At 77.1% G+C, this 26,900-nt stretch carries 25 protein-coding genes; 14 read left to right on the plus strand and 11 right to left on the minus strand.

The features are described 5' to 3' along the window. The 4 genes from WJX68_RS00005 to WJX68_RS00020 all read left to right on the plus strand — a co-directional run. Positions 1–808, plus strand: an 808-nt coding sequence (locus tag WJX68_RS00005; RefSeq protein ID WP_340285293.1) for a hypothetical protein, incomplete at its 5' end; no start/stop codon positions are given. Next, the gene (locus WJX68_RS00010) at positions 805–2,229 is read left to right on the plus strand and encodes a CocE/NonD family hydrolase (protein WP_340285294.1); all 1,425 of its coding nucleotides are present in this window, start codon (positions 805–807) and stop codon (positions 2,227–2,229) included. The genes WJX68_RS00005 and WJX68_RS00010, both read left to right, overlap by 4 nt. Then, positions 2,226–3,590 carry a YcaO-like family protein gene (locus WJX68_RS00015; RefSeq protein ID WP_340285296.1) on the plus strand — a complete coding sequence of 455 codons (1,365 nt, stop codon included), beginning with the start codon at positions 2,226–2,228 and terminating at the stop codon, positions 3,588–3,590. The genes WJX68_RS00010 and WJX68_RS00015 overlap by 4 nt, the downstream gene beginning before the upstream one ends. Then, positions 3,587–4,558 (plus strand): hypothetical protein, encoded by a 972-nt coding sequence (locus WJX68_RS00020; RefSeq protein WP_340285298.1) that lies wholly within the window; start codon positions 3,587–3,589, stop codon positions 4,556–4,558. The genes WJX68_RS00015 and WJX68_RS00020 overlap by 4 nt, the downstream gene beginning before the upstream one ends. 10 nt (positions 4,559–4,568) lie before the next feature. On the opposite strand, the gene WJX68_RS00025 is transcribed toward WJX68_RS00020, so the two are convergent. Continuing rightward, positions 4,569–5,549: a proteasome assembly chaperone family protein gene (locus WJX68_RS00025; RefSeq protein ID WP_340285299.1), complete on the minus strand. Its 981-nt coding sequence runs from the start codon at positions 5,547–5,549 to the stop codon at positions 4,569–4,571. 161 nt (positions 5,550–5,710) lie between these two features. On the opposite strand from WJX68_RS00025, the gene WJX68_RS00030 reads away from it, so the two are divergent. Further along, positions 5,711–7,012 (plus strand): MFS transporter, encoded by a 1,302-nt coding sequence (locus WJX68_RS00030; protein ID WP_340285300.1) that lies wholly within the window; start codon positions 5,711–5,713, stop codon positions 7,010–7,012. 49 nt (positions 7,013–7,061) lie between these two features. Here the strand turns inward: WJX68_RS00030 and WJX68_RS00035 are convergent, their stop codons facing one another. Continuing rightward, positions 7,062–7,739, minus strand: a complete 678-nt coding sequence (locus WJX68_RS00035; RefSeq protein ID WP_340285301.1) for a PadR family transcriptional regulator — start codon at positions 7,737–7,739, stop codon at positions 7,062–7,064. Between the two features lie 300 nt (positions 7,740–8,039). Between WJX68_RS00035 and WJX68_RS00040 the strand changes: the two genes are divergently transcribed. Continuing rightward, positions 8,040–8,390: a hypothetical protein gene (locus WJX68_RS00040; RefSeq protein ID WP_340285302.1), complete on the plus strand. Its 351-nt coding sequence runs from the start codon at positions 8,040–8,042 to the stop codon at positions 8,388–8,390. On the opposite strand, the gene WJX68_RS00045 is transcribed toward WJX68_RS00040, so the two are convergent. Together WJX68_RS00045 and WJX68_RS00050 are read right to left on the minus strand one after the other, a co-directional pair. Continuing rightward, positions 8,368–8,913 (minus strand): NADAR family protein, encoded by a 546-nt coding sequence (locus tag WJX68_RS00045; protein WP_340285305.1) that lies wholly within the window; start codon positions 8,911–8,913, stop codon positions 8,368–8,370. The two genes, WJX68_RS00040 and WJX68_RS00045, sit on opposite strands and share 23 nt — an antisense overlap. Before the next feature lie 13 nt (positions 8,914–8,926). Next, positions 8,927–9,406 (minus strand): MarR family winged helix-turn-helix transcriptional regulator, encoded by a 480-nt coding sequence (locus tag WJX68_RS00050; RefSeq protein WP_340285307.1) that lies wholly within the window; start codon positions 9,404–9,406, stop codon positions 8,927–8,929. A gap of 121 nt (positions 9,407–9,527) precedes the next feature. Here WJX68_RS00050 and WJX68_RS00055 point away from each other — a divergent pair, with 121 nt between their 5' ends. Further along, a complete protein-coding gene (locus tag WJX68_RS00055; protein ID WP_340285309.1) occupies positions 9,528–9,971 on the plus strand; it encodes a CBS domain-containing protein in 444 nt (147 codons plus the stop codon). Between the two features lie 112 nt (positions 9,972–10,083). After that, a complete protein-coding gene (locus WJX68_RS00060; RefSeq protein WP_340285310.1) occupies positions 10,084–10,479 on the plus strand; it encodes a YkvA family protein in 396 nt (131 codons plus the stop codon). Here WJX68_RS00060 and WJX68_RS00065 read toward each other — a convergent pair. The 3 genes from WJX68_RS00065 to WJX68_RS00075 all read right to left on the minus strand — a co-directional run bounded on the left by WJX68_RS00065 (position 10,455) and on the right by WJX68_RS00075 (position 12,809). Continuing rightward, positions 10,455–10,925 (minus strand): hypothetical protein, encoded by a 471-nt coding sequence (locus WJX68_RS00065; RefSeq protein WP_340285311.1) that lies wholly within the window; start codon positions 10,923–10,925, stop codon positions 10,455–10,457. The genes WJX68_RS00060 and WJX68_RS00065 overlap by 25 nt on opposite strands. A gap of 94 nt (positions 10,926–11,019) precedes the next feature. Beyond that, complete coding sequence (locus tag WJX68_RS00070) at positions 11,020–11,853, minus strand: glycerophosphodiester phosphodiesterase (protein WP_340285312.1); 834 nt, start codon at positions 11,851–11,853, stop codon at positions 11,020–11,022. 146 nt (positions 11,854–11,999) lie between these two features. Then, positions 12,000–12,809: an SGNH/GDSL hydrolase family protein gene (locus WJX68_RS00075; RefSeq protein WP_340285313.1), complete on the minus strand. Its 810-nt coding sequence runs from the start codon at positions 12,807–12,809 to the stop codon at positions 12,000–12,002. A 621-nt stretch (positions 12,810–13,430) separates the two neighbouring features. On the opposite strand from WJX68_RS00075, the gene WJX68_RS00080 reads away from it, so the two are divergent. Continuing rightward, complete coding sequence (locus WJX68_RS00080; protein WP_340285315.1) at positions 13,431–14,285, plus strand: M23 family metallopeptidase; 855 nt, start codon at positions 13,431–13,433, stop codon at positions 14,283–14,285. Here WJX68_RS00080 and sthA read toward each other — a convergent pair. Continuing rightward, positions 14,276–15,709, minus strand: a complete 1,434-nt coding sequence (gene sthA / locus WJX68_RS00085) for a Si-specific NAD(P)(+) transhydrogenase (protein ID WP_340285316.1) — start codon at positions 15,707–15,709, stop codon at positions 14,276–14,278. The two genes, WJX68_RS00080 and sthA, sit on opposite strands and share 10 nt — an antisense overlap. Positions 15,710–15,766: 57 nt before the next feature. Then, positions 15,767–17,257 carry an FGGY-family carbohydrate kinase gene (locus tag WJX68_RS00090; RefSeq protein WP_340285318.1) on the minus strand — a complete coding sequence of 497 codons (1,491 nt, stop codon included), beginning with the start codon at positions 17,255–17,257 and terminating at the stop codon, positions 15,767–15,769. A gap of 105 nt (positions 17,258–17,362) precedes the next feature. Between WJX68_RS00090 and WJX68_RS00095 the strand changes: the two genes are divergently transcribed. Together WJX68_RS00095 and WJX68_RS00100 are read left to right on the plus strand one after the other, a co-directional pair. Continuing rightward, on the plus strand, positions 17,363–18,583 hold the full coding sequence (locus tag WJX68_RS00095) for an FAD-binding domain-containing protein (RefSeq protein WP_340285319.1): 1,221 nt from the start codon (positions 17,363–17,365) through the stop codon (positions 18,581–18,583). A gap of 138 nt (positions 18,584–18,721) precedes the next feature. Beyond that, positions 18,722–19,879: a DUF4192 domain-containing protein gene (locus tag WJX68_RS00100; RefSeq protein WP_340285321.1), complete on the plus strand. Its 1,158-nt coding sequence runs from the start codon at positions 18,722–18,724 to the stop codon at positions 19,877–19,879. A 17-nt stretch (positions 19,880–19,896) separates the two neighbouring features. Here WJX68_RS00100 and galE read toward each other — a convergent pair whose 3' ends face one another. Together galE and WJX68_RS00110 are read right to left on the minus strand one after the other, a co-directional pair. After that, positions 19,897–20,865: a UDP-glucose 4-epimerase GalE gene (galE, locus tag WJX68_RS00105; RefSeq protein WP_340285322.1), complete on the minus strand. Its 969-nt coding sequence runs from the start codon at positions 20,863–20,865 to the stop codon at positions 19,897–19,899. A gap of 108 nt (positions 20,866–20,973) precedes the next feature. Continuing rightward, positions 20,974–21,693 (minus strand): iron-dependent transcriptional repressor DtxR, encoded by a 720-nt coding sequence (locus WJX68_RS00110; RefSeq protein ID WP_340285323.1) that lies wholly within the window; start codon positions 21,691–21,693, stop codon positions 20,974–20,976. Between the two features lie 72 nt (positions 21,694–21,765). Between WJX68_RS00110 and WJX68_RS00115 the strand changes: the two genes are divergently transcribed. From WJX68_RS00115 to WJX68_RS00125, 3 genes are read left to right on the plus strand one after another with little or no spacing between them, the layout of a single operon-like run. Then, a complete protein-coding gene (locus tag WJX68_RS00115) occupies positions 21,766–22,704 on the plus strand; it encodes a sulfurtransferase (RefSeq protein WP_422785625.1) in 939 nt (312 codons plus the stop codon). Positions 22,705–22,738: 34 nt separating this feature from the next. Beyond that, positions 22,739–23,911, plus strand: coding sequence for an acetoin utilization protein AcuC (locus WJX68_RS00120; RefSeq protein WP_340285324.1), 1,173 nt, complete (start codon positions 22,739–22,741; stop codon positions 23,909–23,911). 8 nt (positions 23,912–23,919) lie between these two features. Further along, positions 23,920–26,841 carry a bifunctional acetate--CoA ligase family protein/GNAT family N-acetyltransferase gene (locus tag WJX68_RS00125; RefSeq protein ID WP_340285325.1) on the plus strand — a complete coding sequence of 974 codons (2,922 nt, stop codon included), beginning with the start codon at positions 23,920–23,922 and terminating at the stop codon, positions 26,839–26,841. The last annotated feature ends 59 nt before the right edge of the window (positions 26,842–26,900 follow it).

A 26,900-nucleotide genomic window follows, 5' to 3' on the forward strand; every position in this document is an offset into this window, starting at 1 on the left:
GCGACGACTGCGTCCCGGCGTCAGCGTCTTCGGAGTACCCGGCCGGGGCACCGCCCTGCGCGACCCCGCCGGACGGCTGCGCGGTGTCGACCTGCCCGAGGACACCGTCGCCGCCCTGACCCGCTGGCTCGACGGCACCGACCCGCAGGCCCCGCCCGGCCTCGACGACGAGATCGGCGCGTTCGCCGCCGCCGGCTACCTGCACGTCCCGCAACCGCCCCGCACGGTCACCGTGACCGTCGCCGGAACCGGGGTGGCGGCCGACGCCGTCGCCGCCGCGCTGGCCGGGCCGTCGACCCGGGTCCGCCGCGCGGGCGTCGCGGAGCTGCGTGCCGCACTCGACGCCGGGACCCCGCTGCCCGACGCGGTGTGCGCCGTCGCCGACGGGCCCGCCCCCGCGGCCTGGACCGGACTGGACGGGCTGCCCGGTCACGGCACCGCGTGGCTGCGGCTCGCCGTCGAGGGCCGGCACGCGATCCTCGAGCCGGTCGCGGCCGCGCCCGGCGACCCCGGGCACGCCGACGTCCGCGCCCGCCGGCTGGCCGCCGCCGGGTCCGGGCACCCGCACCTGCACGCCTACTGGGACGCCGCCGCGGCCACCGCGCCCGGTGCCGCGGACATGGCGCTGCCCGCCGCCCTGCTCGCCGCCGACGTCCGCGCCTGGGCCACGGGCCACCTCGGCGCCCCCGCCGCCGGCGACCTCGTCCCGGTCGCGCTGCCCGCCCGCCGCCGGCTGCGCGTGGTCGACCTCGACACGGCGGCGATCGCCGACCACCCGCTGCTGCCCGTCCCCTCCAGCGCACCGTGACCCCGCCCGGCGACCCGGTCACGGTCCGGGCGGGCGACGGCACCCCGCTCGCCGCGACCCTCGTCCGGCCCGCCGCGCGCCGCTGGCCCGCCGTCCTGATCCGCACCCCCTCCGGCCGCGAGCACCTCCTGCCCGAGGCCCGCGGCTGGGCCGCGCACGGCTTCGGCTGCCTCGTCGTCGACGTCCGGGGCCGCGGCGGGTCCGCCGGGGCGGTCGTCCCCTACGCCCACGAGACCGGCGACGGCCTCGCCGCCCTGGCCGCGCTGCGCGCCGTCGACGGCTGCGACGGCCGCGTCGTGCTCGCCGGGGCGTCCTACGGCGCGCACTGCGCCGTCGTCACCGCGATCGCCGCGCCGGACGTGTCCGGCGTGCTCGTCGCGGTCCCCGCACTCGGCCCCGGCGAGACCGCCCGCGAGCCCGGTGGGGCCGCCCGGCTGGCCTGTCGGATCGGCTGGTGGGGCGAGCACGGGGAGGGCGCCCGGCCGGCGCCGCCGTCCGCGCTCGCGGCCCTGCCGGTGACCGCCGCGCTCGGCACGTCCCCGCCCGGCTGGCCGCAGCTGTGGGACGCCCCCGCCGACACCCCGCAGCTGTGGGCGGGGGTCGCGCGCGCCACGGCGCCGCTGCTCGCCGTCGGGGGTACGGCCGACCCGTTCGCCGCCCGCACCGCGCAGCTGGCCCGGTGCTGGGGCGGGCCGTCGCGGCTGCTGCTGGGACCGTGGGGGCACGAGCTCGACGCCCGCGACCCCGGCGCGGTGCTGGGCGGGCGACGGATCGGTGCCGTGTACGCGGCCTGGGCCCGGGCCGCGGCGCAGGGACGGGCGCGCGGGAGCGGGGCGCTCGTCGCGGCGGGCACGAGCGGGCGCTGGGTGCGGCCCGGTGTCCGGGCGGTCGTCGTCGACGCCGGACCGGGCGGGGCGTTCCTCGCCGACCCGCAGCAGCCGGTGTGCTCCCGCGCACCGCACGCCCCTCGTCCCGCACCCGCGCCGGCGACCCCGCCCGACCGGGTCGTCGCGCGCACCCCGCCGCTGCCCGCCGGGACCCTCGCCGGCCCGCTGCGCGCCCGGCTCGACGTGTCCACCGCCGCGCCGGACGCCGACTGGGTGGTCCGGATCGGGCTGCGCGGGCACGACCTCGTCACCGCCGTGCGGCGGGAGCGCCGCGCCGGGCGGGGCGAGGTCGTCGTCACCACCGCCCCGGTCGGCGCGGAGCTGCACGACGGAGACCGTCTCGACGTCGAGATCGCCGGGCACCACTGGCCCGCGCACGCCCGCAACCCGCACACCGGCGCCGACCCGGCGCACGCCACCGACCTGCGGCCCGACCGCCGCACCGTGCACGCGGTGCGCCTGGAGCTGCCGCACGTCCCGCCGGGCCGCGACGAGGTCGCCGCGGCCGCCGTCCCCGAGGAGATCTGCCCGTGAGCACCGCACCGCCCGCCCCCGCCCTGCCGGTCGAGGCGCTCGTCGACCCGCTGTGCGGTGTCGTCCGCCGCCTCGTCGACGTCGCCGCGGTGCCGGGGCTGCCGCCGGCCTACACCGCCGTCACCGCCGAGGTGTCCGACGCCCGCCGCCTCGGCGCCTGGCCCGCGGACCGGGTCAGCCTGGGCACCACCTTCGGCGACCGCGACGGCGCCCGCACCGCCGCGCTCGGCGAGGCCGTCGAGCGCTACTGCGGCAACCGCGTCCCGCCCGGCCTGCCGCGCACCACGGCCGCGGCGCTGCGCGCGGCCGGGGAGCGCTGCTGGGGACCCGCCGAGCTGGGCCTGCTCGCCGACTGGCAGGACGGCCGTCCCTACCAGCGGTTCACCGACGACCTCGAGATCCGCTGGATCCGCGGCGTCGAGGACGACGGCGCGCCCACCTGGCTGCCCGCGTCCTGGGTGCTGCTCAACCACCACAGCGGGGCCCGCCGCGGCGAGCCCCGCTTCCACCACCTCAACTACGCCGGCATCGCCACCGGCGCCGGCGCCGAGGACGCCCACCGCCGCGGCCTGCTCGAGCTCGTCGAGCGCGACGCGCTGGAGCGCTGGTGGCACCTCGGGCTGCCCTCGCACGGCCTCGACACCGGCTCGGTGCCCGGGCTCGACGCGGCCCTGTCCGGTGCCGCGTTCGACGTCCACCTCGTCGAGCTCCCCACCGAGTACCCGGCGGCCGTGGTCGGCGCCGTCGTCGTCGACCCGGCGACCGGCATCGTCGCCGGCGGTGGCGCCGCCCGCTTCGACGCGGCCGAGGCCGCCACCAAGGCCGTCCTGGAGGCCGTGCACACGTGGGTGTTCACCCGCGGCCTGCTCGACCCCGACGGCTGGGTGTACGCCTCCGTCGAGGCCGGGGTGCTCGCCCGCGGGCTCTACCTCGACCACCGCGCCGACCGCCGCTACCGCGACGACGCGGGCCCCCGCTACGAGTCCGTGCGCGACCTCGGCGCCCAGGTGCAGGTCTGGCTCGACCCGCGGGTGCGCGACGAGCACCTGCCCCGCTTCACCGCGCCCGCCACCCGCGGACCGCTGCGCACCGGCACCCGCGGCGACCTCGCCACCCTCACCGCGGCCCTCACCGCCGACGGGCACCGCATCGCCCGGGTCGACCTGACGACCCCCGACGTCGCCGAGACGCCGTGGCGGGTGGTCCGCACCTGCGCCACCGGCCTGGTGCCCAACGCGCCGGCGGCGTTCCGCTACTGGGGGCTGCCGCGCTGGCGCGACACCGCCCGCGCGCACGGGCTCGACCTCGACCCGGCCGCCGGGCCGGACGGGCTCGTGCACTGCCCGCCGCCCTTCCTGTGACCGGCCGGGCCCCGCTCGCCGCGGCGTTCCGCCTGGCCTGGTCGGGCGCCGACCCCGGCCCCACCGACCACACCGCGCGCCCCCCGGCGGCGCTCACCGCCGCCCGGCCGGTGCCGCTGCCGCGCGAGGGCTCCGGGCCCGGGGCGCTGCTCGCGCTGTCGCTGGCCGCCGACCCGGACCGCACGGTGGGCGGGGTGGCGCTGCGCCGGGTGCCGTCGGCGGGGGGCCGCTACCCGGTCGACGCCCGGGTGGGTGGGCGCGTCTACGACCCGCTCGCGCACGCGCTCGACGACGGCCCGGGCCCGCCCGCGCAGCCGGTGGTGCTGACCCTGGCCCCGCAGCGGACGCGCTGGCGCTACGGGCCCCGGTCGCTGCCCGTGCTGCTGCTCGACCTCGGCCACGCGGCCGCCGCCGTCCTCGCCGCCGCGGCCACCCTGGGCACCGCGCTGCGCGCGCACCTGGTCCCGGCGGGGGAGACCACGCGGGTCGAGCTCACCGCGGGGTCCGCGCCGGCGGGGTCGGTGCCCCTCGGGGACCCCGGGCCCGCGCACCCGGCCGCCGTGCTGCACGCCCGCCGCTCGACCCCGTTCGGGCTGCTCGGCCCGGGCTCCGGGGAGATCCCGCCGTCCGTGCCCGCCGCGGCGGCGGCCCGGCTCGGCCCCGGGCAGCACGCCGCCGTGCTGCCGGCCGGGCACCCGCTGCTCCCGGCGCTGACCGGGCGGGCGTGCGGGCACCCCGACCTCACCGCCGTCGCCGGGCTGCTCGTCGTCACCGGCGACGCCGACCCGGGCCCGGACACGGTCGCCCAGCACGTGCGGGCCGGACTCGGCGTCCACGACGCCTGGCTCGCCGCCACCGCCGCCGGTGCCGGCGCCCGGCCGGTCGGCTGCTGGGTGGAGGCGGTGCTGCGCGGTCCCGGCGGGCGGGGGCGCGTGCAGCACGCGCTCGCGCTCGGGGCGCCGCCCTGACCGGGCCCGCTCAGGCCGTCGGGGCCGGGGGAGCGGGCGGCTCGTGCGGCGGGTCGTCGCCGTCGCGGCCGGACTTGCCGCCGGGCTTGTCGTCGCCGCCCTCGGCGAGGAACCGCTCGAACTCCGCGGCGAGCTCGTCGCCGCTGGGCAGCTCGCCGCCCTCCAGCCCGTCGCGCAGGTCCCCGGACTCGCGGGCCGCGGAGACCTGGTCGTACTGCTCCTCCAGCGCCTTCACCACCTGCACGACCTCGTCGGACTCCGCCATCTGCTCGGCGATCTCGGCGTCGGCCTGCTCGGCGGCGCGGGTCAGCGTCTCGGTCGGCAGGTACAGCCCGGCCGAGAGCCCGGCGTGGTCGAGCAGCACCCGCGCGGCCTGCGGGTAGGCCGAGCGGGCCAGGTAGTGCGGGACGTGCACCGCGTAGCCGACGACGTCCTGCCCGGCCTGCCCGAGGCGGTACTCCAGCAGGGCGGCCGCGCTGCCCGGCACGTCGGCCGTCGCGAACCACGGGGTGTGGCCCTCGACCAGCTCGGGCCGGGTGCCGTGCGCCGTGACGCCGATCGGGCGGGTGTGCGGGACCGCCATCGGGATGCCCTGCAGCGTGATCACCAGGCGGACCCCGAGCTGCTCCACGAGCAGCCCGATCGCGGCGACGAACCGCTCCCACTGGGTGTCCGGCTCGGGGCCCGCGAGCAGCAGGTACTGCGTGTCCCCGGTGTCGGTGAGCACGACGACGTCGAGCTCCGGCGGGTCGTAGTCGGCCCAGTGGTCGGACTCGAACCGCAGCGGCGGGCGGCGGGAGCGGTAGTCGACGAGCTGGTCGACGTCGAAGCGCGCGACCCGGACCGCCTCGCGCTCGTCGGTGAGGGCGCCGACGGCCAGGGCGCCCGCGCTGCCCGCGTCGACGAACCCGTCCAGCACCACGATCAGGACCGGCTCGTCGAGGGCCGGTACGGCCGGGTCGACCTGGTAGAGCTGAGCGGGATCCAGCACCGGCGTCCTCCGTGTCGTGGCGTGCCCCGCGACCCTATCCGCACGCCCCGCAGGGCTGCCCGCTCGCCGTGCGCACACCCCGGGTGTGATGTGACGCCCGTGTGACGCGGGCGTTCCGGACGACCGTCGCGGCCCCGGATGGACCAGAATGGTCGTTCGTCATGCACACGTCTCGTCGCGCCTACCTCGTCTGGTCCGCCGGTCTCCTCGCCTACGTCGTGGCGGTGCTGCAACGCAGCTCGTTCGGCGTCTCCGGTCTCGAGGCGGCCGACCGCTTCGGGGCGTCCCCGACGGTCCTCGCCGGGTTCCTCGTCCTGCAGCTGCTCGTCTACGCGGCGCTGCAGGTGCCCGTCGGGCTGCTGCTCGACCGGTTCGGCGCCCGCACGATGGTGCTCGCCGGCGCCGTGACGATGACCGCGGCCCAGGTGCTCGTCGCGCTGGCGACGTCGCTGCCGCTGGCGATCGCGGCGCGCGTGCTGGTCGGCGTCGGTGACGCCCTGACCTTCATCTCGGTCCTCTCGGTGCTCTCCACCTGGTTCGCCCCCCGCCGGGTGCCGCTGATGACCCAGCTGACCGCGCTGCTCGGCCAGCTCGGGCAGGTCCTCTCCGCGATCCCGCTGGCCACCGTCCTGCACGCCTACGGCTGGACGGCCGCGTTCCTGTCCGCGGCCGGGGTCGGCGTCGTGGCCGCGGTCGCGGTGCTCGCGGTGTTCCGCGACCGCCCCGCGGGCAGCCCGGCGCCCGAACCGGCCTCCACCCCGCGCGAGGTGGTCGACGGCCTCAAGGGCGCGTGGGCGCACCCCGGCACCCGGCTCGGTCTCTGGTCGCACGCCGGGACCCAGTTCTCCGGCCTGGTGTTCGCGCTGCTCTGGGGCGTGCCCTACCTCGTCGCGGGCCAGGGGATGAGCCCGACCGGCGCCTCGGTGATGCTGACCGTGCTGGTGCTGGCCGGTGCCGTGGTCGGGCCGGTGTTCGGTGAGTTCACCGCGCGGCACCCCCTGCGCCGCTCCTGGCTCGTGCTCGCCGTCATCGGCGCGACCGCGCTGGTCTGGGCCGTCGTCCTGCTGGTCCCGCCGCCCGCGCCGCTGTGGCTGCTCGTCCTGCTCGTCGTCGTGCTCGCCGCCAACGGGCCGTGCTCGGCCGTCGGCTTCGACTACGCCCGCACGTTCAACCCCGCGCACCGGCGCGGCACCGCCGTCGGGATCGTCAACGTCGGCGGGTTCACCGCGTCGCTGACGACGACCCTGCTCGTCGGGCTCGTGCTCGGCGTCTCCGGCGGCTACACCCCCGAGGCGTTCCGCCTGGCCTGGCTCGTGCAGTTCCCGATCTGGGCGCTCACGACCGTGCTCGTCGTCCTCGCCCGCCGCAAGGCCCGCCGGGTGATGGCGGCCGAGGGGACCGTCGTCCCGCCGCTGCGCGAGGCGCTGCGGCGCAACCGGCGACGGCGTCGCGACCTGAGCTGAGACGACGGCGGGGCGGGACCGTACGGCCCCGCCCCGCCTGCGCGGTGGGTCACTCGGCGAGCAGCCGGTAGAGCGCCTTGCGCGCCTCGGTCAGCGACTCCGTCGCCGACGCGACCTGCTCCTCGGTGCCCGCCTCGGCGACCTGCCGCGCGGCCGCGGCGAGGCGGCCCAGCTCCGCGGCCAGACCCGACGCCGGGTCCGCCTCGGCGGCGTCGGCGTCGGCGTCGAAGGGCGACCACACCGCGTCGAGGTCGGCGCGGTGCTCCTCGACGTGGCGGGTGCCCTCCTCGGCGAGGTGGACGACGCGGCGGCCCTCGCTCTGCTCGGACCGGACCAGTCCCTCGTCCTCCAGCTGCGACAGCATCGGGTAGACCGAGCCCGGGCTCGGCTTCCACTGGCCGCCGGAGCGCGCGGTGATCTCCTGGATGATCTCGTAGCCGTGCCGCGGGCCGTCGGCGACGACCGCGAGCACCGCGGTGCGCACGTCGCCGCGGGCACGGCGGCCGCCCCGCCCGCGCCGGGCACCCGGCCCGAAGCCGCCCGGGCCGAAGCCGGGACCGAACCCGCCCGGGCCGAACCCGCCGGGTCCGAAGGGACCACCGGGGCCGAACGGGCCGCCGGGGCCGAAGCCCCGTCCCGGCCCGAAGCCGCGGCCGCGGCCCCGGCCGCGGTGGTGGTGGGGGTGGCCGCGCCCCTCGTCGTCACGGGTCTCGTCGTGGTCGTGCACGGCTGCCTCCTCCGGGCCGTAGGGGAACCCGGCGCCGCGGTGGGCCCGGGGGTGGTGGTGTCGGTGGGCGCGGGGCCCGAACGGGCTCCGGAACCTGTCTCGCGTGGTCATGACGCGTGATCCTTCCGTCGTGAGCCTCCTCGTCGATCGGCTCGTGTGCAATCACGATATATCGCGAACTGTCATCGTTGCAACGAGACATGTCTGAGAGTCGGCTGAGAACCGGCGCGGGGTGGCCGGGCGGGGTTCACTGGCGCGACGGCACCGGCGCCCGCCGGGGCCGGAGGAGGGGAGACGGGCGTGGCACGTCACGACGGGGGAACGGACCCCGACCAGGACACGGCCGAGGAGGTCGACCTCAGCGAGGTCTCCTCGGCGCAGCTGCGGGACCGGCTCGCGGCGCGCTCCGACGGGCGCGACGACCGGGTCGTCGCGGCCGCGCACGACCTGCGCGCCAGCCTGGACCGGCTCGCCGACGGGCTGGCCGCACGCCGCGCGGCGGTGCTCGGCCGGGCGGGGGAGATCGCCCGGGCCGCGGTGCCGTGGGTGGGTGGCGCGGCGGCCACCGGGCTCGGCGCCGTGCTGCTGACGCGCGGCGCCCGCCGTCGCCGCCGGGAGCGCCGCTACCTCACGCGGGTGGCCGGCGCCTGAGCTCGGCGCGCACGGCCATCAGGGCGAACCCCAGCAGGTTGCGACCCGGCCAGCGGGCGGGGTCGGCCAGCGCCGGGTCCCCGGCGGCGAGGCCGATGCCCCAGATCCGGTCCACCGGGGAGGCCTCGACCAGGACGGCGTCGCCGGTGCCGAGCAGGGCGTCGGTGAGCCGGTCTCCCGCGCCGAACTTGGCGCGGTTGCCGTCGACCACGACGGCGTAGCGCTCCCGGTCCCACGTCGCGGAGTCGAAGCCGCGCACCTCGCGGCCCGCCTGCTTGGCCGCGGCCGGGTCGTCGTCGGCCAGGACGCGGGCCAGGGCGCCGGTGTCGCCGAAGGTGCGGGCCTTCGCCGCCATCATCCAGTGCTCGGCGGTGGCGTAGCGGACCCCGCCGACCCGGAACGGCGCCGGGAACCACTGGCTGAACACGTGGACGTCGCCGGGCTCGGGGTCGGTGCCCCAGAACGGCACGAACTCCGGCCGGGCACCACCGGCGACCGCCGAGCGCAGGGACGCGAGGTCCATCACACCGCCGATCCTAGGTCGGCGGGTCCTGGTCCGCGGCGTCGGCGAGCGCGGCGAGCAGCGCGGCGGCGTCCGCCCGCCGGCCCGGGTCGACCCGTGCCAGCAGCGCGGCCACCGCGGAGCGCCGGTACCCGTCGATCTCGGCCAGCACGGCCCGCCCGGCCGCCGTGAGCTCGATCAGCAGGTGCCGCCGGTCGTCGGGGTCGGGACGGCGGGCCAGCAGCCCGGCGCGCCCCAGCCGTTCGACGACCCGGGTCGCGTTCGACGGGTGCACGTCCAGCTCGCGCCCGACGGCCGCGACGTTGGTGTGCCCGGCCTCGCCGACCAGCGCCAGCACGCGCAGCTGCGGCAGCGTGACGGTGTTCCCGGTCGCCGAGACCGCCCGCACGCTGATGCCGGTGAACGCCCGGGTGAGCGCGAGTCCCGCGTCGACGCCCGCCGCGTCGACCGCCGCGTCCGGGTGATGCCGATCTCGGATGCCCGTCTCCGCCATGCCCGGCCACCCCCTCCTGCCTGCGATCTTTACCCGCGGCTGACCGTTGCGTCGATCAACCTTTGCCATTGCGCAACTACTGCGCAAGAGCAAGAATAGAGGGCGTCGAAGGGAGAGTTCCATGAAGGTGTCGGACATCCTGCGGATCAAGGGCGAGACGGTGCACACCGTGTTGTCGTGGAACACGGTCGCCGAGGCCGCGACCCGGCTGGCGGGCCCGCCGGCGATCGGAGCCCTCGTCGTCTCCGACGACGGGCAGCGCGAGCGCGTCGACGGCATCGTCTCCGAGCGCGACATCGTGCGGCGCCTGTCCACCGACGGGGCCGCGCTGCTCGGCCTCACCGTCGCCGACGTCATGACCCGCCATGTCGTCACCTGCACCCCCGAGGACTCGCTGGCCGAGGCGATGGCCCTGATGAACCGCTGGCGGCACCGTCACCTGCCGGTCGTCGCGGACGGACGGCTGGTCGGGATGATCAGCATCGGCGACGTCGTGAAGCAGCGGCTGGCCGAGATGAGCACCGAGGCCGGGGTGCTGCGCGACATCTACCTCGCCTCGCACTGACGCCTCGCTCCGACCCCGCCCCCGGGCGCGCCCGCCGCCGCCCCGGTCCCTCCCGGTGTGACCTGACCGTTTCGCCGGGAACGACCGGGGCGGCGTGCGCGTTGGACCGGACATGAGTGCTGCCTCCGCCACCGCAGGCCGCCGTGCCGGCCGCACGGCCGCGTTCGCGACGCTCCTGAGCGCCCTCACCCGCCGTGGCCGCCCGGGCGAGCCCGGCGCCGTCGAGCGGGTCCGCGCGCTCCCGGCCATGGCCGGCGACGCCTGGCGCGGCTCCTACCCGCACCTCGGCCGCGGCCGGGTCGCGATGTTCCTGCTCGCGGCGGCCTACCTCGTGTCGCCGGTCGACCTGGTCCCCGAGGCGCTGCTGAGCGTGTTCGGCCTCGGCGACGACGCCGTCGTCGCGATGTGGCTGGGCGGCGCCCTGCTCGTCGAGGCGGACCGCTACCTCGGGTGGCGGCGCACCGGCGGCCCGCTGGTCGAGGGTCAGGTGCAGGTCGACCGGACGTAGTCGTTGATGCGCTGCGAGGCCTGCTGGTACTGCGGGTCCGCGCGGGTCGAGGCGATGCCCGGGTCGCGGGCGACGGCGAGGGTGTCTCCGCCGTTGGCCTCCAGCAGCGACAGCTGACGCTCGACGAGCTGGTCGACCCGGTCGAAATCCTGGCGCAGCTCCTGCGGCGCCAGCGCGGTGACCTGCTGGTTGGTGCGGCGCACGTCGGCGGCGAGCCGGCCGACGTCGGACACCGAACGGCCGATGCCCACGCCGCTGAACGGCTGGGTCGCGGCCCGGCTCGCCTCGACCGCCTCGCAGAACGGGGTGCTCGCCTGCGCCGTGGTCGTCGGGGTGACCACCCGCGACGAGCTGGGCCGGGTCGCGAGCGAGCTGCCGCAACCGGCCAGCAGGAGCAGGGTGAGCACCGCCGCAACGACCAGCCCGCCCCGCCGTACAGCCGTCATCGGGGACCCTCCGCTCATCGGCGGGGCGTGTGCACCCGCCGCGGGAGGAAGTCTAGGTCGGCGGGTGTGAGGTCACTGTCGGCGGGCCGGTCGCTCAGCGGCCGAGCACCTCGCGCAGCACCGCCGGCCGGTCGGTGATGATCCGGTCCACCCCCGCGTCGGCCAGGCGGCGCATGTCGGCCGGCTCGTTCACCGTGTAGACCCCGGTCCGCATCCGGCGGGCCGCGACCTGGGCGACCAGCGCGGCGTCGACGTCGTCGACCGAGGGGTTGATCTGGTCGATCCCGGCCGCGGCGGCGTCGTCGAGCTGCGCGGCGGTCGGCCGCGTCCCGAACAGCCGTCCCGTGGGCGCACCGGGTGCGGCCCCGGCGTAGCGCGCGACGGCGTCGTGGTCGAAGGACTGCACGACCGCCTGCGCGCGGGCGAGCGCCGGCTCGCCGGCGACCGCCTCCTCGATGCCGGGGTGCAGGGCCGGGTCCTTCAGCTCCAGCAGCAGCCCCGCGCGCCCGTCCAGGCGCCCGGCGAACTCGGCCAGGGTCGGGATCCGCTCACCGGCGAAGGCGGGGGAGAACCACGACCCGGCGTCGAGGCGGCGCAGCTCGTCGAGGGTGAAGCTGCCGACGGGGGCGAGCGCGCGGGCCGGGAAGACCCGCTCGACGTCGGTGGTGCGGGCCAGCGTGGCGTCGTGGACGAGCACGAGGTGACCGTCCGCGGTGCGCTGGACGTCGACCTCGACCTCGTCGGCGCGCTGGGCCAGCGCCGCGTCGGCCGCGGCGAGGGTGTTCTCCGGGGCGTCGGCCGAGGCGCCCCGGTGCGCGACGACCGCCGGTCCGCGACCGGGGCGGTCGCGGTCGGCCTCGGCGGGCGCGGCGGGGGCCGGGGTCAGGAGCGCGGCCGGGACGAGCAGGGAGCCGAGCAGGCGTCGCACGATGGGTGTCCTCGCGTCGGGGATCGGATCTCCCCGACCATCGACGGCAGGATCGACGGGACGGTATCGATCGGGTGATCACCGGCCGACACCCGGTCGACGACCCCGTGTCCCGCCGCAGGTGGGACCGCCGGCGGCGCCCGGTGTCAGGGCCGTGCGAGCGCCGCCTCGAGCGCGGGCAGGTAGCCGTCGCGGTAGCCCTGCGCCGTCGGGTGGTAGACGGCGGGCGCCGCGGCCGGCGGCGGGGTGATCCACGGGTCGGCCGAGCAGATCCCGTGCCCGGCGAACGCGGCGCGGACGTCGACGAACCGGCCGCGGAAGCGCTGGGCGGCGTCGGCGAGCGCGGCGTCGAGCGTGTCGGCGGCGCGGTTGAGCGCCGCCCGCCGGGTCGCGTTCGGGACGCCCGGCACGGCGCACCGGTCACCCGGCTCGAACAGCCGCGGGTAGCCCAGCACGAGGATGGTGGCGCCGGGGGCCTGCAGGCGGACCCCGACGATCGCCGAGATCAGCCCGCCGGGGGCGACCCAGCGGGCCGCGCGCTCCCCGCCGCGCACCGCGCGCAGGCAGGTCTCGTCGTCGCGGGCGGTGCTGCACGCGGCCAGGACGGGACCGAAGCCGGTGTCGTTGCCGCCCGCGGTGATCGTGACCAGCGTGGTGTCCGCCGCGACGGTGCGGACCTGCCGGGCCACGACCTCACCGGTCGTCGCCCCGCTGCACGCGACGCTCACGAACGACGCCGGGTCGCGCCGGGCCGCCCACAGCGCCGGGTAGGACGCCGCGCTGCGACGGCAGTCCCCGGTCGCGGGATCGGGTGCGGCGCCGACGCCGGCGGCGTAGGAGTCGCCGAGCGCGACGTAGCGCTCGGCACGCGCGTCCCGGGTGTCCGCGGCGAGGGCCGCCGGGGCCAGGACGAGCAGCAACGCGCACGTCAGCAGGGGGACCAGGAGGCGGCGCACCCGTCCAGACAACCCGCGCGACCCCCGGGCGGCAATCCGGTCACCGGGTGAGCGGGGGAACGCGGTGTCGACGACCGTGTGCGCCGAACGGGTCGGGCGGGCCCGGGCGTGGCGGGGCGTGGCCGGGACCTGCTGCGGCTCCGGTGGGCGTCGCCGTCACACCGGGTGAGGGGCGCGGCGCACGGCGTCGGGCGTGACCGGCGCCACGACCACTCGACAGGGCCGGCCGGGGTCGGATCGTCGCAGGTCACGGGGCTGTCCGAGATGGATCGGACCGCTCGGAGCCACGGTGAACGGCAGATGACGGGGCCGGGCGGTCGCCGGTGTCCGCTCACCGCCCGCAACGTCCCATCGGTCTCGTGATCACCCGATCGTGTGGGTTCGTCCGGCGGGCCCGGCTAGCGTCGTCGCCGGATCACGGAACGGTCACGAACCGGACGCGGCCCCGCCCCCGGGCCGCCCGCTCCCCACGGGTTGTCCGCCGTTCCCGGTCCGGAAGGATGGATCGTGGCACGGCATCGCTCCCCCCGGAGCCGGCATGCGAGTCTCGCGCTCCTGGCGCCGCAGTTCGCGGTCGCCGGGCTCGGGACCCCGGTCGGCTCGTTCCCGGCAGGCCCCCACGTGCGGCACACGCGCGGCGACGAGGACGGCTCGCGCTTCTCGGTCCCGACCCGGATCGCCGCGGCCGTCGTCGCGGTCGGCGGGATCGCGGCCACCGCGCAGGCCGGCGTCGGCTCCGGCGACCTGCACGCGACCGTGACCTCCTGGTTCGGCACCACGTCCGCCGCCTCCGCCGCGGACGCGGCCGCGATCCCCGCGCCGCGCGCCGCGGCCGACGACGCCCCGGGCGCCCCGATCGCCGACGCCGACACGATCGCCTCGCTGGCCACCCCGGCGGCCACCGGACCGTCGGCCGTCGCCCGCGCCGCGGCCACCGCCGACACCGTGCGCGGCAGTGCCACGAAGGCCGTCGACGCCGCGTCCAGCTCGGTCGAGCAGGTGCAGAAGGCCGCCGCCGAGCGGGCCCGCGCCGTCGAGGCCGCCCGCGCCGCCGGCGCGACGGGCAGCCTGCAGTCCGCGTCCGCGGGCGGCGCCGTCTCGATCGTGACCGGCCGCGTCACCTCCGGGTTCGGGTCGCGCTGGGGCACCCGGCACATGGGCCTGGACATCGCCGCGCCGATCGGGACGCCGATCCACGTGCCGCTCGCCGGCACGGTGATCAGCTCCGGCCCGGCCAGCGGTTTCGGCATGTGGGTCCGGGTGCGCCACGCCGACGGCACGATCACCGTCTACGGCCACATCAACCGCTCGCTGGTGTCGGTGGGGCAGACCGTCGCCGCGGGCCAGCAGATCGCCGAGGTCGGCAACCGCGGCCAGTCCACCGGCCCGCACCTGCACATCGAGGTCGTCGACCCCAGCGGCACCAAGATCAACCCGAAGCCCTGGCTCGACGCGAACGGCTTCTCCTACACCTGATCGCCCCGCTCGACGGCCTCCAGGGCGCGGATCTTGTTCGTGGCGTCGAGCGCGGCCACCTTGTAGGCCTCCGACAGCGTCGGGTAGTTCAGGACCGTGTCGACCAGGTAGTCCACGCTGCCGCCGCACCCCATGATGGCCTGCCCGATGTGGACGAGGTCGGTGGCGTTGGTGCCGAACACGTGCACGCCGAGCAGGGTGTGGTCGTCGGGGGAGACCAGCAGCTTGAGCATGCCGTAGGAGTCGCCGACGATCGCGCCGCGGGCGAGCTCGCGGTAGCGGGCCAGGCCCGTCTCGTACGGGACCGCCGCCGCGGTCAGCTCGGCCTCGGTCCGCCCGCAGAACGAGATCTCCGGGATCGTGTAGATGCCGATGGGCTGCAGCTCGTGCAGCTCGCGCACCGGCTCGCCGAACAGGTGGTACGCGGCGAGCCGTCCCTGGTCCATGCTGGTCGAGGCCAGCGCGGGGAAGCCGATGACGTCCCCGACCGCCGCGATGTGCTCCACCGAGGTCCGGAACTGCTTGTCGACCTGGATCCGGCCCCGGTCGTCGGCGACGACGCCCGCCGCGTCCAGACCCAGCTCCTCGGTCATGCCCTGCCGCCCCGCGGAGTACATGACCATGTCGGCGGGGATCTTCTTGCCGCTGGCCAGGCTGGTCACCGTGCCGCGGCCGTTCACCTCGACCGAGGAGACCTCCTCGCCGAAGCGGAAGGTCACCGCCGAGTCGCGCAGGTGGAACTTCAGTGACTCCACGACCTCGGGGTCGCAGAACCCGAGCATGCCCTCGCGCTTCTCCACGACCGTGACGCGCGTGCCGAGCGCGGCGAACATCGACGCGTACTCGATGCCGATCACGCCGGCGCCGACGACGACCATCGAGCCGGGCACCCGTCCGAGCTGCAGCACCTGGTCGGAGTCGACGACCCGCTCGCCGTCGAAGGCGACGGTGTCCGGCCGCGCCGGGCGGGTGCCGGTCGCGATCACGACGTGCGCCGCGGTGACCCGGTTGTGGTCACCGCGCCCGGCCCCCTCGACGAGCACCGTGTGCGGGTCGGTGAACCGTGCCGTGCCGGTGAGGATGTCGACGTGGTTGCGCAGCAGCTGGTTGCGCACGATCTCGGTCTCGCGGCCGATGACGTGGTGGGTGCGGGCGAGCAGGTCGTCGATGGTGATCTCGGACTTGACCCGGTAGCTGGCGCCGTACATCTCGCGCTGGCTGAACCCCGACAGGTACAGCACGGCCTCGCGCAGCGTCTTCGACGGGATGGTGCCGGTGTTGACGCAGACCCCGCCCATCATGTGGCCGCGGTCGGCGATCGCGACCCGCTTGCCGAGCTTGGCCGCGGCGATCGCGGCCTTCTGCCCGCCGGGACCGGAGCCGATCACCATCAGGTCGTAGTCGTGGGACTCGTCGGCGCTCACCGGGACAGCGTGGTGGCGCGGCGGGACGCGGGCAACCGCTCCCGCGTGAACAGCGTGTCACGCCCGGTGCGAGCGCCTCCGCTCGTCGGCCAGGAAGTGCGCGGTCTCGCGCGTCGCGGTGTAGAGCGAGCGGTAGTGCGGATGGAAGCGGTCGTAGACCTCGCGGGCGGCCGGGTCGGGCTCGATCGTGCGGGCCACCGGGTTCCAGTCCCGCAGCCGCGGCTCGGCCCCGGTGGCGACGGCGGCGAACCACGCGTCGCCGAGCGCGGCGCCGACGGTCTGCTCCGGGACGTCCTGCGGAACGCCGGTCACGTCGGTGACGATCCGGGTCCACAGCCCGCCCTGCACCCCGCCGCCGACGGCGACCAGGCGCTTCGTCCCGCCGCCCGCGGACCGCATGACCTCCAGGTTGTGGCGCACGCCGTGCGCGATGCCCTCCAGCGCGGCGCGGTAGACCTCCCCGCGGGTGTGCCCGGTGGTGAGCCCGGCGAGCACGCCGCGTGCGTCCGGGTCGAACAGCGGTGTGCGCTCCCCGGCGAAGTAGGGCAGCAGGAGCAGCCCGCCGCTGCCCGGCGGCACCTCGGCGGCCTCGGCGACGAGCCCGGCGAACCCCTCGCCGGTGAGGTCGCGCAGCCAGCTGGTGATCGCCCCGGACGTCGCCATGCCCGCGGCGAGGGTGAACGTGCCGGGGACGACGCCGCGGGTCGTCCACATCGCCGGGTGCGGGCGGGGCCGGTCGATGACCTCGATGAGGAACATCGTGGTCCCGTACATGACCATGACCTCGCCGGCGCCGGTGACGCCCGCGCTGGTGGCCTCGGCCCAGGCGTCGACGGTGCCCGCGGTGACCGGCAGCCCCTCGGGCAGGCCGGTCGCCGCGGCGGCCGCGGCGGTGACCCGCCCGGCGACCTCGGTCGGCCACAGCAGCCGCGGCAGCGTGAGGCCGGGGGCGGTGCGCTCGGCCCAGTCCGGCGCCCAGGCGGCCGCGGTCAGGTCGTACATGGGGTCGCACTGGCTGGCCGAGTGGTGGTCGAGCACGTACTCGCCGGTGAGCCGGTGCACCAGGTAGGACGAGCACATCAGGAACATCTCGGTGCGCGCGAACACCTCCGGCTCGTGCCGGGCGAGCCAGCGCCACTTCGGGCCGACCGCCTGCGAGGACAGCGGGGTCCCGGCGCGGGCCAGGATCGCGTCCTCGCCGAGCTCGGCGTTCAGCTCCTCGATCTCGGTGCCGGCGCGGGTGTCGACGCCGTAGAGGATGGCGGGGCGCAGCGGGCGGCCGTCGCCGTCGGCGGGCAGCAGCGTCGGGCCGATGCCCGAGACGCCGAGCCCGGCGAGCTCGGCGCCCTCCACCGCGGGCAGGAGCTCGCGCACGACCGCGGTGAAGTCGCCCCACCAGATCGTCTCGGCGTCGTGCTCGACGTGGCCGGGCTGCGGCTGCGCCGTGTCGTGCGCGCGGTCGGCACGGGCCAGCACCCGGCCGTCGGCGTCGACGAGGACGCCCTTCGAGCCCGACGTGCCGATGTCGACGCCCAGATACACGCGCATGGGTGCTTTCCTACCGTCCGGGCACCGCGGTGCACACCTGCGGGCCCGAGAACATTCGTGCAGGCTCGGCGCGCGGGCGGCCCCGGGGCGTCGCAGACTGCTGCGGTGCACCTGCCCACCCCGACCCCGGACGCCGCGACCGGCTGGGTCCGCGAGCACCTCGGCGACCTCTGCCGCGACGAGCCGGTCGCGTCGGGTGCGTTCCGCGGTGGCCAGACCGCCGCCGACGCCGCTCTCGCCGCGCTCGACCTCACCGGCTACGCCCGCCGGCGCAACGAGGTGCTCCCGGTGTCACGCCGCGGGGCGACCCGGCTGTCGCCGTGGATCCGGCACGGCCTGATCGACCTGCCCACCGCCTGGGACGCGGCCGCGGACGCCCCCGCGCGCGACCGCACGAAGTTCCGCGACGAGCTGTGCTGGCAGGAGTACGCCCGCCACCTCTACGCCCGGCTCGGCACGCGCACCCGCTCGGCGCTGCGGGCGGCCCCGGCCCGCGCACGGGCGGGCTGGGACGAGCCGTGGCCCGCGGAGATGGCCTGCGTCGACGCCTGCCTGACCGAGCTGCACACCGACGGCTGGCTGGTGAACCAGACCCGGATGTGGATGTCCTCGCAGTGGACGGTGCGCGCCGGGCACGAGTGGGCCGGCGGGGAGAGCGAGTTCTTCGCCCACCTGCTCGACGGCTCCCGCGCCGCCAACCGGCTGGGCTGGCAGTGGACCGTCGGCGCCGGGACCGGCAAGCCGTACGGGTTCTCCCGGTGGCAGGTCCGCAAGCGGGCCCCGCAGCTGTGCCGCGACTGCGCGCTGTCCGACGCCTGCCCGATCGAGCAGTGGCCCGACGACCCGCCGTCGCGGCCGGCCCCCGAGCGGGACCCCCGGCTGCGCTCGGACCCCGACCCGGAGGCGACCGGCGGCCCGTCCGCACCGGTCGGCGACGGCGACCCGGAGGCGGTCTGGCTGACCGCGGAGTCCCTCGGCGACGCCGACCCGGCCCTGGACGCGCACCCCGACCTGCCCGCGGTCTTCGTGTTCGACGAGCCGCTGCTGCGCCGGCTCCGGCTGTCGGGCAAGCGGCTGGTGTTCCTCGCCGAGACCCTCGCCGACCTGGGCGAACGCCGGGCCGTGCGGGTCCACCGCGGCCGGGTCCCCGACGAGCTCGACGGGACCGACGTCGCGGTCACCCACGCCCCGGTGCCCGGCTTCGCCACCCGCTCCGCGGCGGTCCGGCCGGTGCGGGTGCACCCGTGGCCGTGGCTGCACCGCCCGCACGCCGGGCCGGTCACCTCGTTCACCGCGTGGCGCAAGCGGCTCGGGCGGCGCACCTAGCACGCGGCACCGACAGCCCCGACCGCACCGCCGGAACCATCCACGACAGCCCCTCACCAAGGGGTTCGGGCACCCGGTGTCCACAGCCGTGCGGGTGAGGGGGTCCCGGACGACGGCCCGCCCGGCGACGGTGGGGCCATGACCGCCCGCCCCCGCCCCGAACCGACCGCCGAACCGGCCGCCGACCCGGCCCCGTCCGCACCGTGGCCGCCGTCCGCACCGGGCTTGCCGCGCCTGCACCTGGACCGCCCCGGCGACCTCGTCGCCGCGGTCCCGGTGCTCGTCGGCTTCCACCCGCGCGACTCGTTGGTGCTGGTGGCGCTGCACGGCGGACCGGGGCCGAGCCGGGTCGGGCTGACCGTGCGGGTGGACCTGCCTCGGTCGGCGGCGTCGGTACGCGCCACCTGCGCGGACGCGGTGGCGGTCCTGGCCGGTGCGCGCCCCGCCCGCGCGTACGCCGTCGTCGTGCGGGCCACGGTGCGGCGCGACGTCGCCCGCGCCACCCGTACCGCGCTGCGCGCGGCCGGGATCGAGCCGGTCGCGGTCCTGTGGGCGACCGGCACCCGGGCCGGGGACCGCTGGGAGCACCTGGACCCGCCCGGGCCGCGCGGTGAGGGGCCCGGCGAGCGGGCCGGGGTCCTGAGCGACCCCGCGTCCGCTCCGCTCGGCGTGGCCGCCGCGGTGCACGGCGGACGGGCGGTGCTGCCCGACCGTGCCGCGGTGCTGGCCCAGCTCGACCCGGGCGCCGCGGACGTCGCGGACCAGCTGCGCCGCGCCCGGCTGCTCGCCGCCGGGTCCGGGCCCGCCCGGGTCCCGCCGGCCGCCGGTGTGGAGCTCGTCGACGCCTGTCTCGACGCGGCCGCCGAGGGGCGCCTGCACGTCGGCGACCGGCTCGCGCTGGCCCTGTGCCGGGCCCTCGCGGTCGGTGGGGTGCGCGACGAGGCGCTGCGCCGCTGCCTCGGGTCCGACGCCCCGCACGCCGAGCAGCTGTGGGCGGTCCTGGTGCGGGCGCTGCCGTCGCCGGAGCGTGCGCACCCGCTGGCCCTGCTCGCGGTGTGCGCGCTGCTGCGCGGCGACGGCGCGCTCGCGACCGGTGCGGTGGAGCGGGCCCTGCGCGAGCGGCCGGACCACGTCCTCGCCTCGGTCGTCGCGACCTGCCTGCACGGCACGCTGGCGCCGGGCTCGCCGGCGGGGGAGTGGGCGGGCCCGGCGGGCCTGCGGCGGCTGCTCACCGCGATGCTCGACCCGGAGCCTGCCCCCGGCTCCGGTCCCGGGGCGGGGTGGGCACCGTGCTGAGCGCGACGGCCCGCGTGTCAGCGGGACCGGGCGAACTCCCACGCGTCGGTGACGATGGTCTCGATCTCGGTGCGCGAGGGCTTCCAGCCGAGCCTGCGGGCGGCCTGCTCGCTCGAGGCGACCAGCACCGCGGGGTCACCGGCGCGGCGCGGCGCGACGACGGCCGGGATCGGGTGACCGGTCACCGTGCGGCAGGCCTGCACGACCTCCAGCACGGAGAAGCCCTGCCCGCTGCCGAGGTTGTAGACGTCGTGGCGGCCCCCGGCGGCGTGGGTCAGCGCGAGCAGGTGGGCCTCGGCGAGGTCGTCGACGTGGATGTAGTCGCGCACGCACGACCCGTCGGGGGTGGGCCAGTCGTCGCCGTAGACCGAGATCGACTCGCGGGTGCCGGCCGCGACCTGCAGCACCAGCGGGATCAGGTGGGTCTCGACGGCGTGCCGCTCGCCGAGCCGCGCGTCGGCGGTCAGGTGCGCCCCGGCGACGTTGAAGTAGCGCAGGCTCGTCGCGGCCAGGCCGTGCGCCGCCGCGTACGAGGTGATCATGTGGTCGATGGCGAGCTTGCTGGCGCCGTAGGGGTTGGTCGGGCGCGTCGGCGCGGTCTCCGGGATCGGGACCTCGTCGGGCTCGCCGTAGGTGGCGGCGGTGGAGGAGAACACCAGCCGTCCGACGCCGTGCTCGCGGACGGCCTCGAGCAGCCGGAACGAGGCGACGACGTTGCCGTCCCAGTACTTCTCGGGCTTCTCGACCGACTCCCCGACCAGCGAGCGGGCCGCGAAGTGCAGCACGCCGTCGAAGCCGCCGCGGGCGAGGACCTCACCGGAACGCGCACCGAGCTCGCCCTCCACGAACTCCGCCCCGGCCGGGACGGCGTCGCGGTGCCCGGTGGACAGGTCGTCGAGCACGACGACCTCGTGTCCGGCACCGAGCAGGTGCGCGGCACACACGCTGCCGACGTATCCCGCACCGCCGGTGACGAGCAGCTTCACTTCCGGTTCCTCCCGCCGATGAGCCTTGCCGGCCCGACCCTCTCACGGGCGGGCCGGGGCTCCTGCGTTCCCCCGGACGGCGGCGGCCGGGGCGCCGGACCCGCGCCGTCAGACGGCGCGGACGAGCACCGCGTGCGCCACCAGCGGCGCCACGGTCGCCTGCTCACCCTCGGCGGTGACCGGGACCGGGTCGCCGAAGCGCGAGATCGGGCCGACCTCGACGGTGTTGCCGGGGACGATGCCCGCGAGCTTCAGCTCGCCCATCAGGTCGGAGTCGAGCTGCACGTGCTCGGCGATGCGGCGGACCTCCACCGCGCCCCCGCCGCGGCGGGCCAGCTCGTCGAGCCGCTGCAGGCCGACCTCGAGCGACGGCGGCACCGACGACGACGCCGAGGTCGAGTCGTCGCCGCGCTCCAGCTCCTCCAGACCCGGGATGGGATTGCCGTAGGGCGAGACGGTGGGCTTGTCGAGCAGGCGGACGAGCTTGCGCTCCACGTCCTCGCTCATGACGTGCTCCCACCGGCAGGCCTCGGCGTGCACGAGCTCCCACTCGAGCCCGATCACGTCGATGAGCAGCCGCTCGGCGAGGCGGTGCTTGCGCATGACCGCGACCGCGCGCCCGCGGCCGGCGTCGGTCAGCTCGAGGTGGCGGTCCCCGGCCACGACGACGAGGCCGTCGCGTTCCATCCGGGCGACCGTCTGGCTGACGGTCGGGCCGCTCTGTCCGAGGCGTTCGGCGATCCGCGCGCGCAGCGGGACGACGCCTTCCTCCTCGAGTTCGTAGATGGTGCGGAGGTACATCTCCGTGGTGTCGATGAGGTCGTTCACGTGGGGCCCCTTCGTTCGTCGGCCAGTCTACCCAGTCCGAGTGCCCGGCACGGCGCGCCCGTCCGGGGCAGGATGGGCCGCGTGTCCGGTTCCATGATCTCCCCCGAGGAGCTCGCGGGCGCGGTGGGTGCCGCGGCCGACGGCTCCGCCGCCCGCCCGGTGGTGCTCGACGTCCGCTGGCGGCTCGCCGGGCCCCCCGGCCGCGAGGACCACGAGGCCCGGCGGGTCCCCGGGGCGGTGTTCGTCGACCTGGACACCGAGCTGTCCGCGGGCCCGGCCGCACCCGGTCCGGGCGGGCGCCACCCGCTGCCGCGACCCGCTGCGCTGCAGGAGGTCCTGCGCCGTGCGGGCATCCGCGACGACGACCCGGCCGGTCTGGTCGTCGCCTACGACGACGGCGACGGCTCCGTCGCCGCCCGCGCCTGGTGGCTGCTGCGCTGGGCCGGGCTCGACCCCGCACGGGTCCGGGTGCTCGACGGGGGCTTCGCCGCCTGGCGGGCGGCGCGGCTGCCACTGGCCGGGTCCGGGCCCGGCGCCGGCGCACCCGAGCCGTTGCCCGCACCGCCGGGCGACGTCGTCGTGCGTCCCGGCGCGATGCCGGTGCTCGACGCCGACGGCGCCGCCGCCCTGGCCCGTGACGGCGTGCTGCTCGACGCCCGCGCCGCGGCCCGCTACCGGGGCGAGACCGAGCCGGTCGACCCGCGTGCGGGGCACGTCCCCGGGGCGCGCAACACCCCGGCCGCGGCGAACGCGGGCCCCGACGGGCGCTGGTACTCCGCGGCCGAGCTCGCGGAGCGCTTCCGGGCCGCCGGGGCGGGCCCGGGCGTCGCGACCGGGGCCTACTGCGGGTCCGGGGTGAACGCCTGCGCGCTCGTCCTCGCGCTGGAGCAGGCCGGGCTCACCACGCCGGAGGCGCCGGCCGCGCTCTATCCCGGCTCGTGGTCGGAGTGGAGCGCGGACCCGGCCCGCCCGGCCGCGACCGGGGACCGGCCGTGGGCCGCTCGGGAGTGACCGTGGGCGCGACGCTGGCATACGGTTCCGCACCATGAGCCCTCGCACGTCGGTGGTGTGGACACCGGAGTTCCTGACCTACCAGCTGTCCGACGACCACCCGCTCAACCCCGTGCGCCTGGAGCTCATGATGGAGCTCTCCCGCGGGCTGGGGGTGCTCGACGGCGTCGACCCGGTCGTCCCGGAGCCGGCCGGCGAGACCGACCTGACCCGGGTGCACACGCCCGGCTACCAGACGGCCGTGAAGTCCGCGCCCGAGGCGCCGTTCGGGGTGGGGCACGGCCTGGGCACCGCGGACAACCCGATCTTCTTCGGCATGCACGAGGCGGCGTCGCTGATCGCGGGCGGCTCGATCGCCGCCGCCCGCGAGATCGCCGAGGGCCGTGCCGACCGCGCGGTGAACATGGCGGGCGGCCTGCACCACGCGATGCGCGACCGCGCGGCCGGGTTCTGCGTCTACAACGACTGCTCGGTGGCCATCGCCTGGCTGCTGGAGCAGGGCTACGAGCGCATCGCCTACGTCGACGTCGACGTCCACCACGGCGACGGCGTCCAGGACTGCTTCTACGACGACCCCCGGGTCCTGACGGTCTCGCTGCACCAGCACCCGCTGACGCTGTGGCCGGGCACCGGCTGGGCCGGCGAGGTCGGGCGCGGCGACGGCGAGGGCTACGCGGTCAACATCTCCCTGCCGCCCGGCACCGGGGACGCGGGCTGGCTGCGGGCCTTCCACGGGGTCGTGCCGTCCCTGCTGGAGTCGTTCCGGCCGCAGATCCTGGTCACCGAGTGCGGCGCCGACACCCATTCCGAGGACCCGCTGGCCAACCTGGAGCTCTCGGTCGACGGGCACCGGGCGATCTACCACGCGCTGCGCGAGATGGCCGAGACCACCGCGGGCGGCAAGTGGCTCGTGCTCGGCGGCGGCGGGTACGCCCTGTACCGCGTGGTCCCGCGCTCGTGGACACACCTGCTCGCGGTCGCGCTGGACCGCGACCTCGCCCCGGACACCAGCATCCCGGCGGACTGGACGGCGCTGGCCGCCACCCACACCCGCGCCCCGCTGCCCGTGTCGATGTCCGACGGCGCCGACCCGTCGTTCGAGAAGTGGGGCGGCTCGTTCGGGGAGCGGGTGGACTCCGCCGTCCTGGAGACCCGCCGTGCGGTGTTCCCGCTGCACGGTCTCGACCCCGACGACCCGCGGGACTGACCGACACGATGCCCGAGACCACGCCCGACACGCAGAAGACCGAGCACCCCTACCCGAGGCACTGGGAGGCCGACGTCGTCGCCTCCGACGGCGGGATCGTGCACCTGCGCCCGATCCTGCCCGGCGACGCCGAGGCGCTGCTCGCGTTCCACTCCAAGCTGTCCGACCGCACGCGGTACCTGCGCTACTTCGGCCCCTACCCGCGGATCTCGCCGCGCGACCTGGAGCGGTTCACCGTCGTGGACCACCGCACCCGGGTCGCGTTCCTCGCCCTGCTCGGCGACGAGATCGTCGCCGTCGGGCGGTACGAGGGCCTGACCGCGGGCGGCGGAGCCGCGGCCCAGGACGGCGCGGGCACCGACAAGCCCGTCACCTCCGCCGAGGTCGCGTTCGTGGTCCGCGACGACCACCAGTCCCGCGGGCTCGGCTCGATCCTGCTCGAGCACCTCGCCGCGGCCGCCCGGGAGAACGGTCTGTCCCGGTTCGAGGCCGAGGTGCTCGTCGAGAACCACGCGATGGTGCGGGTCTTCCGCGAGGCCGGCTACCAGGTCAAACGCGCCTTCGCCGAGGGCGTGCTGCACCTCGAGTTCGACATCGACCCCACCGAGAAGTCGATCGCGGTGCGCTACGCCCGCGAGCAGGCCGCCGAGGCGCGCAGCGTCGCGAACCTGCTGCACCCGTCCTCGGTCGCGGTGATCGGGGCGTCCGCGGACGAGACGAAGATCGGCCACGCGGTCCTGCTCAACCTGCTGCGCGCCGGGTTCACCGGCCCGGTCTACCCGGTCAACCCCGACGCCCGGTCGGTCCGCGGCGTGCGCGCCTACCCGTCGGTGATCGACATCCCGGACGAGGTCGACCTGGCGGTCGTCGCGGTGCCGGCGGCGAACATCGACGAGGTCATGGACTCCTGCCTGGCCAAGGGCGTCAAGGTGCTGGTCGTGATCAGCTCCGGCTTCGCCGACGCCGGCGACGACGGCGGCACCGTCGCCGAGCGCCGCCTGGTCGCCGAGGCGCGGGCGCACGGGATGCGCGTCGTCGGGCCGAACGCGCTCGGGGTGGCCAACCCCGACCCGGCGGTGCGGCTCAACGCGACGCTGGCCCCGCAGCTGCCCGGGTCCGGGCGGACCGGCTTCTTCTGCCAGTCCGGCGCGCTGGGCAGCGCCATCCTCGCCAACGCCCGCAGCCGCGGGCTGGGGCTGTCGTCGTTCGTGTCGGCGGGCAACCGCGCCGACGTCTCGGGCAACGACCTCATGCAGTACTGGCAGACCGACCCGAACACCGACCAGGTCCTGCTCTACCTGGAGACCTTCGGCAACCCGCGCAAGTTCGCGCGGGTCGCGCGGCGCCTCGCCCGCACCAAGCCCGTGATCGCGGTGAAGTCCGGCCGCCACACCGGGCCGCTGCCGTCGCTGGCCTCGGTGGCGGCCTCGATCGACGAGTCGAGCGTGCAGGCGCTGTTCGAGCAGTCCGGCGTCATCCGGGTGCAGACGCTGCCGCAGATGTTCGACACGGCCCTGCTCATCGCCCACCAGCCGCTGCCCCGGGGACGCCGGGTCGCGGTGGTCGGCAACTCCACCGCGGTCAACCTGCTGGTGCTCGACGGCCTGCTCGACGAGGGGCTGGAGCTGGCGGGCGACCCGGTCGACGTCGGCACCCAGGCCTCGCCCGAGGCGTTCGCCGCGGCCGTCCGCTCGACGCTGGCGGGTGCGCGCGACCGGGCTCCGCTGCCGACCGGGCCGGTCGCTCCGTCCGGCCCGGCCGGTGCCGCACCGCCCGGGCCGGGCGCGGCCACGGTCGACCCCGGCACGGCCCCGGCCGAGTCCGTCGCACCGGACGCCCCACCGACCGGCGACGCCCCGCCCGGCGAGGCCCCGCCCGGTGACGCCCCGGCCGGCGACGCCCGGCCCGACCCCGGCCCGGACGCGCTGATCGCGGTCTTCGTCCCCCCGGTCGCCGTCGCCGGGCACGCCCACGCACACGCCCTGCGCGACGCCGCCGAGGGCGCCGGCATCCCCGTGATCGCCGTGTTCCTCGCGGCCGAGGGCATCCCGGCCGAGCTGTCGGTGCGCACCGCCGACGGCACGCCGGGCCGCGGGTCGGTCCCCAGCTTCGCGAGCCCGGAGCGGGCGACGTCGGCACTGGGCCGGGTCAGCCGCTACGCCGAATGGCGCAACACGCCGGTGGGGGAGTTCGTCGTCCCCGACGGGATCGACACCGAGCGGGCCCGGTGCCTGATCGCGTCGTTCGGGCCCGACCGCCTGCACGCCCTCACCGACGACGAGGCCGTCGAGCTGCTGGCCTGCTACGGGCTGCCCGTCGTCACGTTCCGGCTGGCCAAAGGCGTCGCCGACACCCTCGCCGCCGCCGACGAGGTCGGCTACCCGGTCGTGCTCAAGGCGACCGACGACCAGTGGCGCCACCGGGGCGACTTCGTCGGTGTCCGGCTCGACCTCGGCTCGCCGGAGGCGGTGCGCGTCGCGCACGCCGAGCTCGCCCGCATCACCGGCTCCGAGGACGTCTACGTCCAGCGGATGGCCCCGAAGGGCACGTCCTGCAAGGTCGAGGTCGTCGACGACCCGTCGTTCGGCTCGCTGATCGCGTTCGGCCTGTCCGGGATGGCCACCGAGCTCCTCGACGACCGCGCCTACCGCGTGCTGCCGGTCTCCACCGCGGACGCCGCGCGGCTGGTCCGGGCGCCGCGGGCGGCCCCGCTGCTCACCGGCTACCGCGGCTCGGAGCCGGTGGACACCGCCGCGCTGGAGGACGTCGTGCTGCGGGTGGGCCGGCTGACCGAGGACCTGCCGCAGATCCGCTCGCTGTCGCTGGACCCGGTGCTGGCCTCCCCGGAGGGCGCGTTCGTCACCGGTGCGCGGGTCACCGTCGGGCCGGTGCCCGACCGCCGCGACGCCGGCCCGCGCCGCCTGCGCTGACCCCGCTCGCCGGCCGCCGCGCCGCACACCCGCCGTGACGGGTGTGCGGCGCGCCGGGG

It is taken from the genome of Pseudonocardia spirodelae (genome assembly GCF_037727765.1).
Classification (GTDB): Bacteria; Actinomycetota; Actinomycetes; order Mycobacteriales; family Pseudonocardiaceae; genus Pseudonocardia; species Pseudonocardia spirodelae.

Excerpts from the sequence above, each read along its gene's own strand:
- WJX68_RS00100 (WP_340285321.1), top strand. The coding sequence starts at position 18,722 with ATGACCGCCCGCCCCCGCCCCGAACCGACCGCCGAACCGGCCGCCGAC.
- WJX68_RS00065 (WP_340285311.1), bottom strand. The coding sequence starts at position 10,925 with ATGACGGCTGTACGGCGGGGCGGGCTGGTCGTTGCGGCGGTGCTCACC.
- WJX68_RS00050 (WP_340285307.1), bottom strand. The coding sequence starts at position 9,406 with ATGGCGGAGACGGGCATCCGAGATCGGCATCACCCGGACGCGGCGGTC.
- WJX68_RS00055 (WP_340285309.1), top strand. The coding sequence starts at position 9,528 with ATGAAGGTGTCGGACATCCTGCGGATCAAGGGCGAGACGGTGCACACC.
- WJX68_RS00060 (WP_340285310.1), top strand. The coding sequence starts at position 10,084 with ATGAGTGCTGCCTCCGCCACCGCAGGCCGCCGTGCCGGCCGCACGGCC.
- WJX68_RS00045 (WP_340285305.1), bottom strand. The coding sequence starts at position 8,913 with ATGGACCTCGCGTCCCTGCGCTCGGCGGTCGCCGGTGGTGCCCGGCCG.
- WJX68_RS00030 (WP_340285300.1), top strand. The coding sequence starts at position 5,711 with ATGCACACGTCTCGTCGCGCCTACCTCGTCTGGTCCGCCGGTCTCCTC.
- WJX68_RS00090 (WP_340285318.1), bottom strand. The coding sequence starts at position 17,257 with ATGCGCGTGTATCTGGGCGTCGACATCGGCACGTCGGGCTCGAAGGGC.
- WJX68_RS00115 (WP_422785625.1), top strand. The coding sequence starts at position 21,766 with ATGGGCCGCGTGTCCGGTTCCATGATCTCCCCCGAGGAGCTCGCGGGC.
- WJX68_RS00120 (WP_340285324.1), top strand. The coding sequence starts at position 22,739 with ATGAGCCCTCGCACGTCGGTGGTGTGGACACCGGAGTTCCTGACCTAC.
- WJX68_RS00125 (WP_340285325.1), top strand. The coding sequence starts at position 23,920 with ATGCCCGAGACCACGCCCGACACGCAGAAGACCGAGCACCCCTACCCG.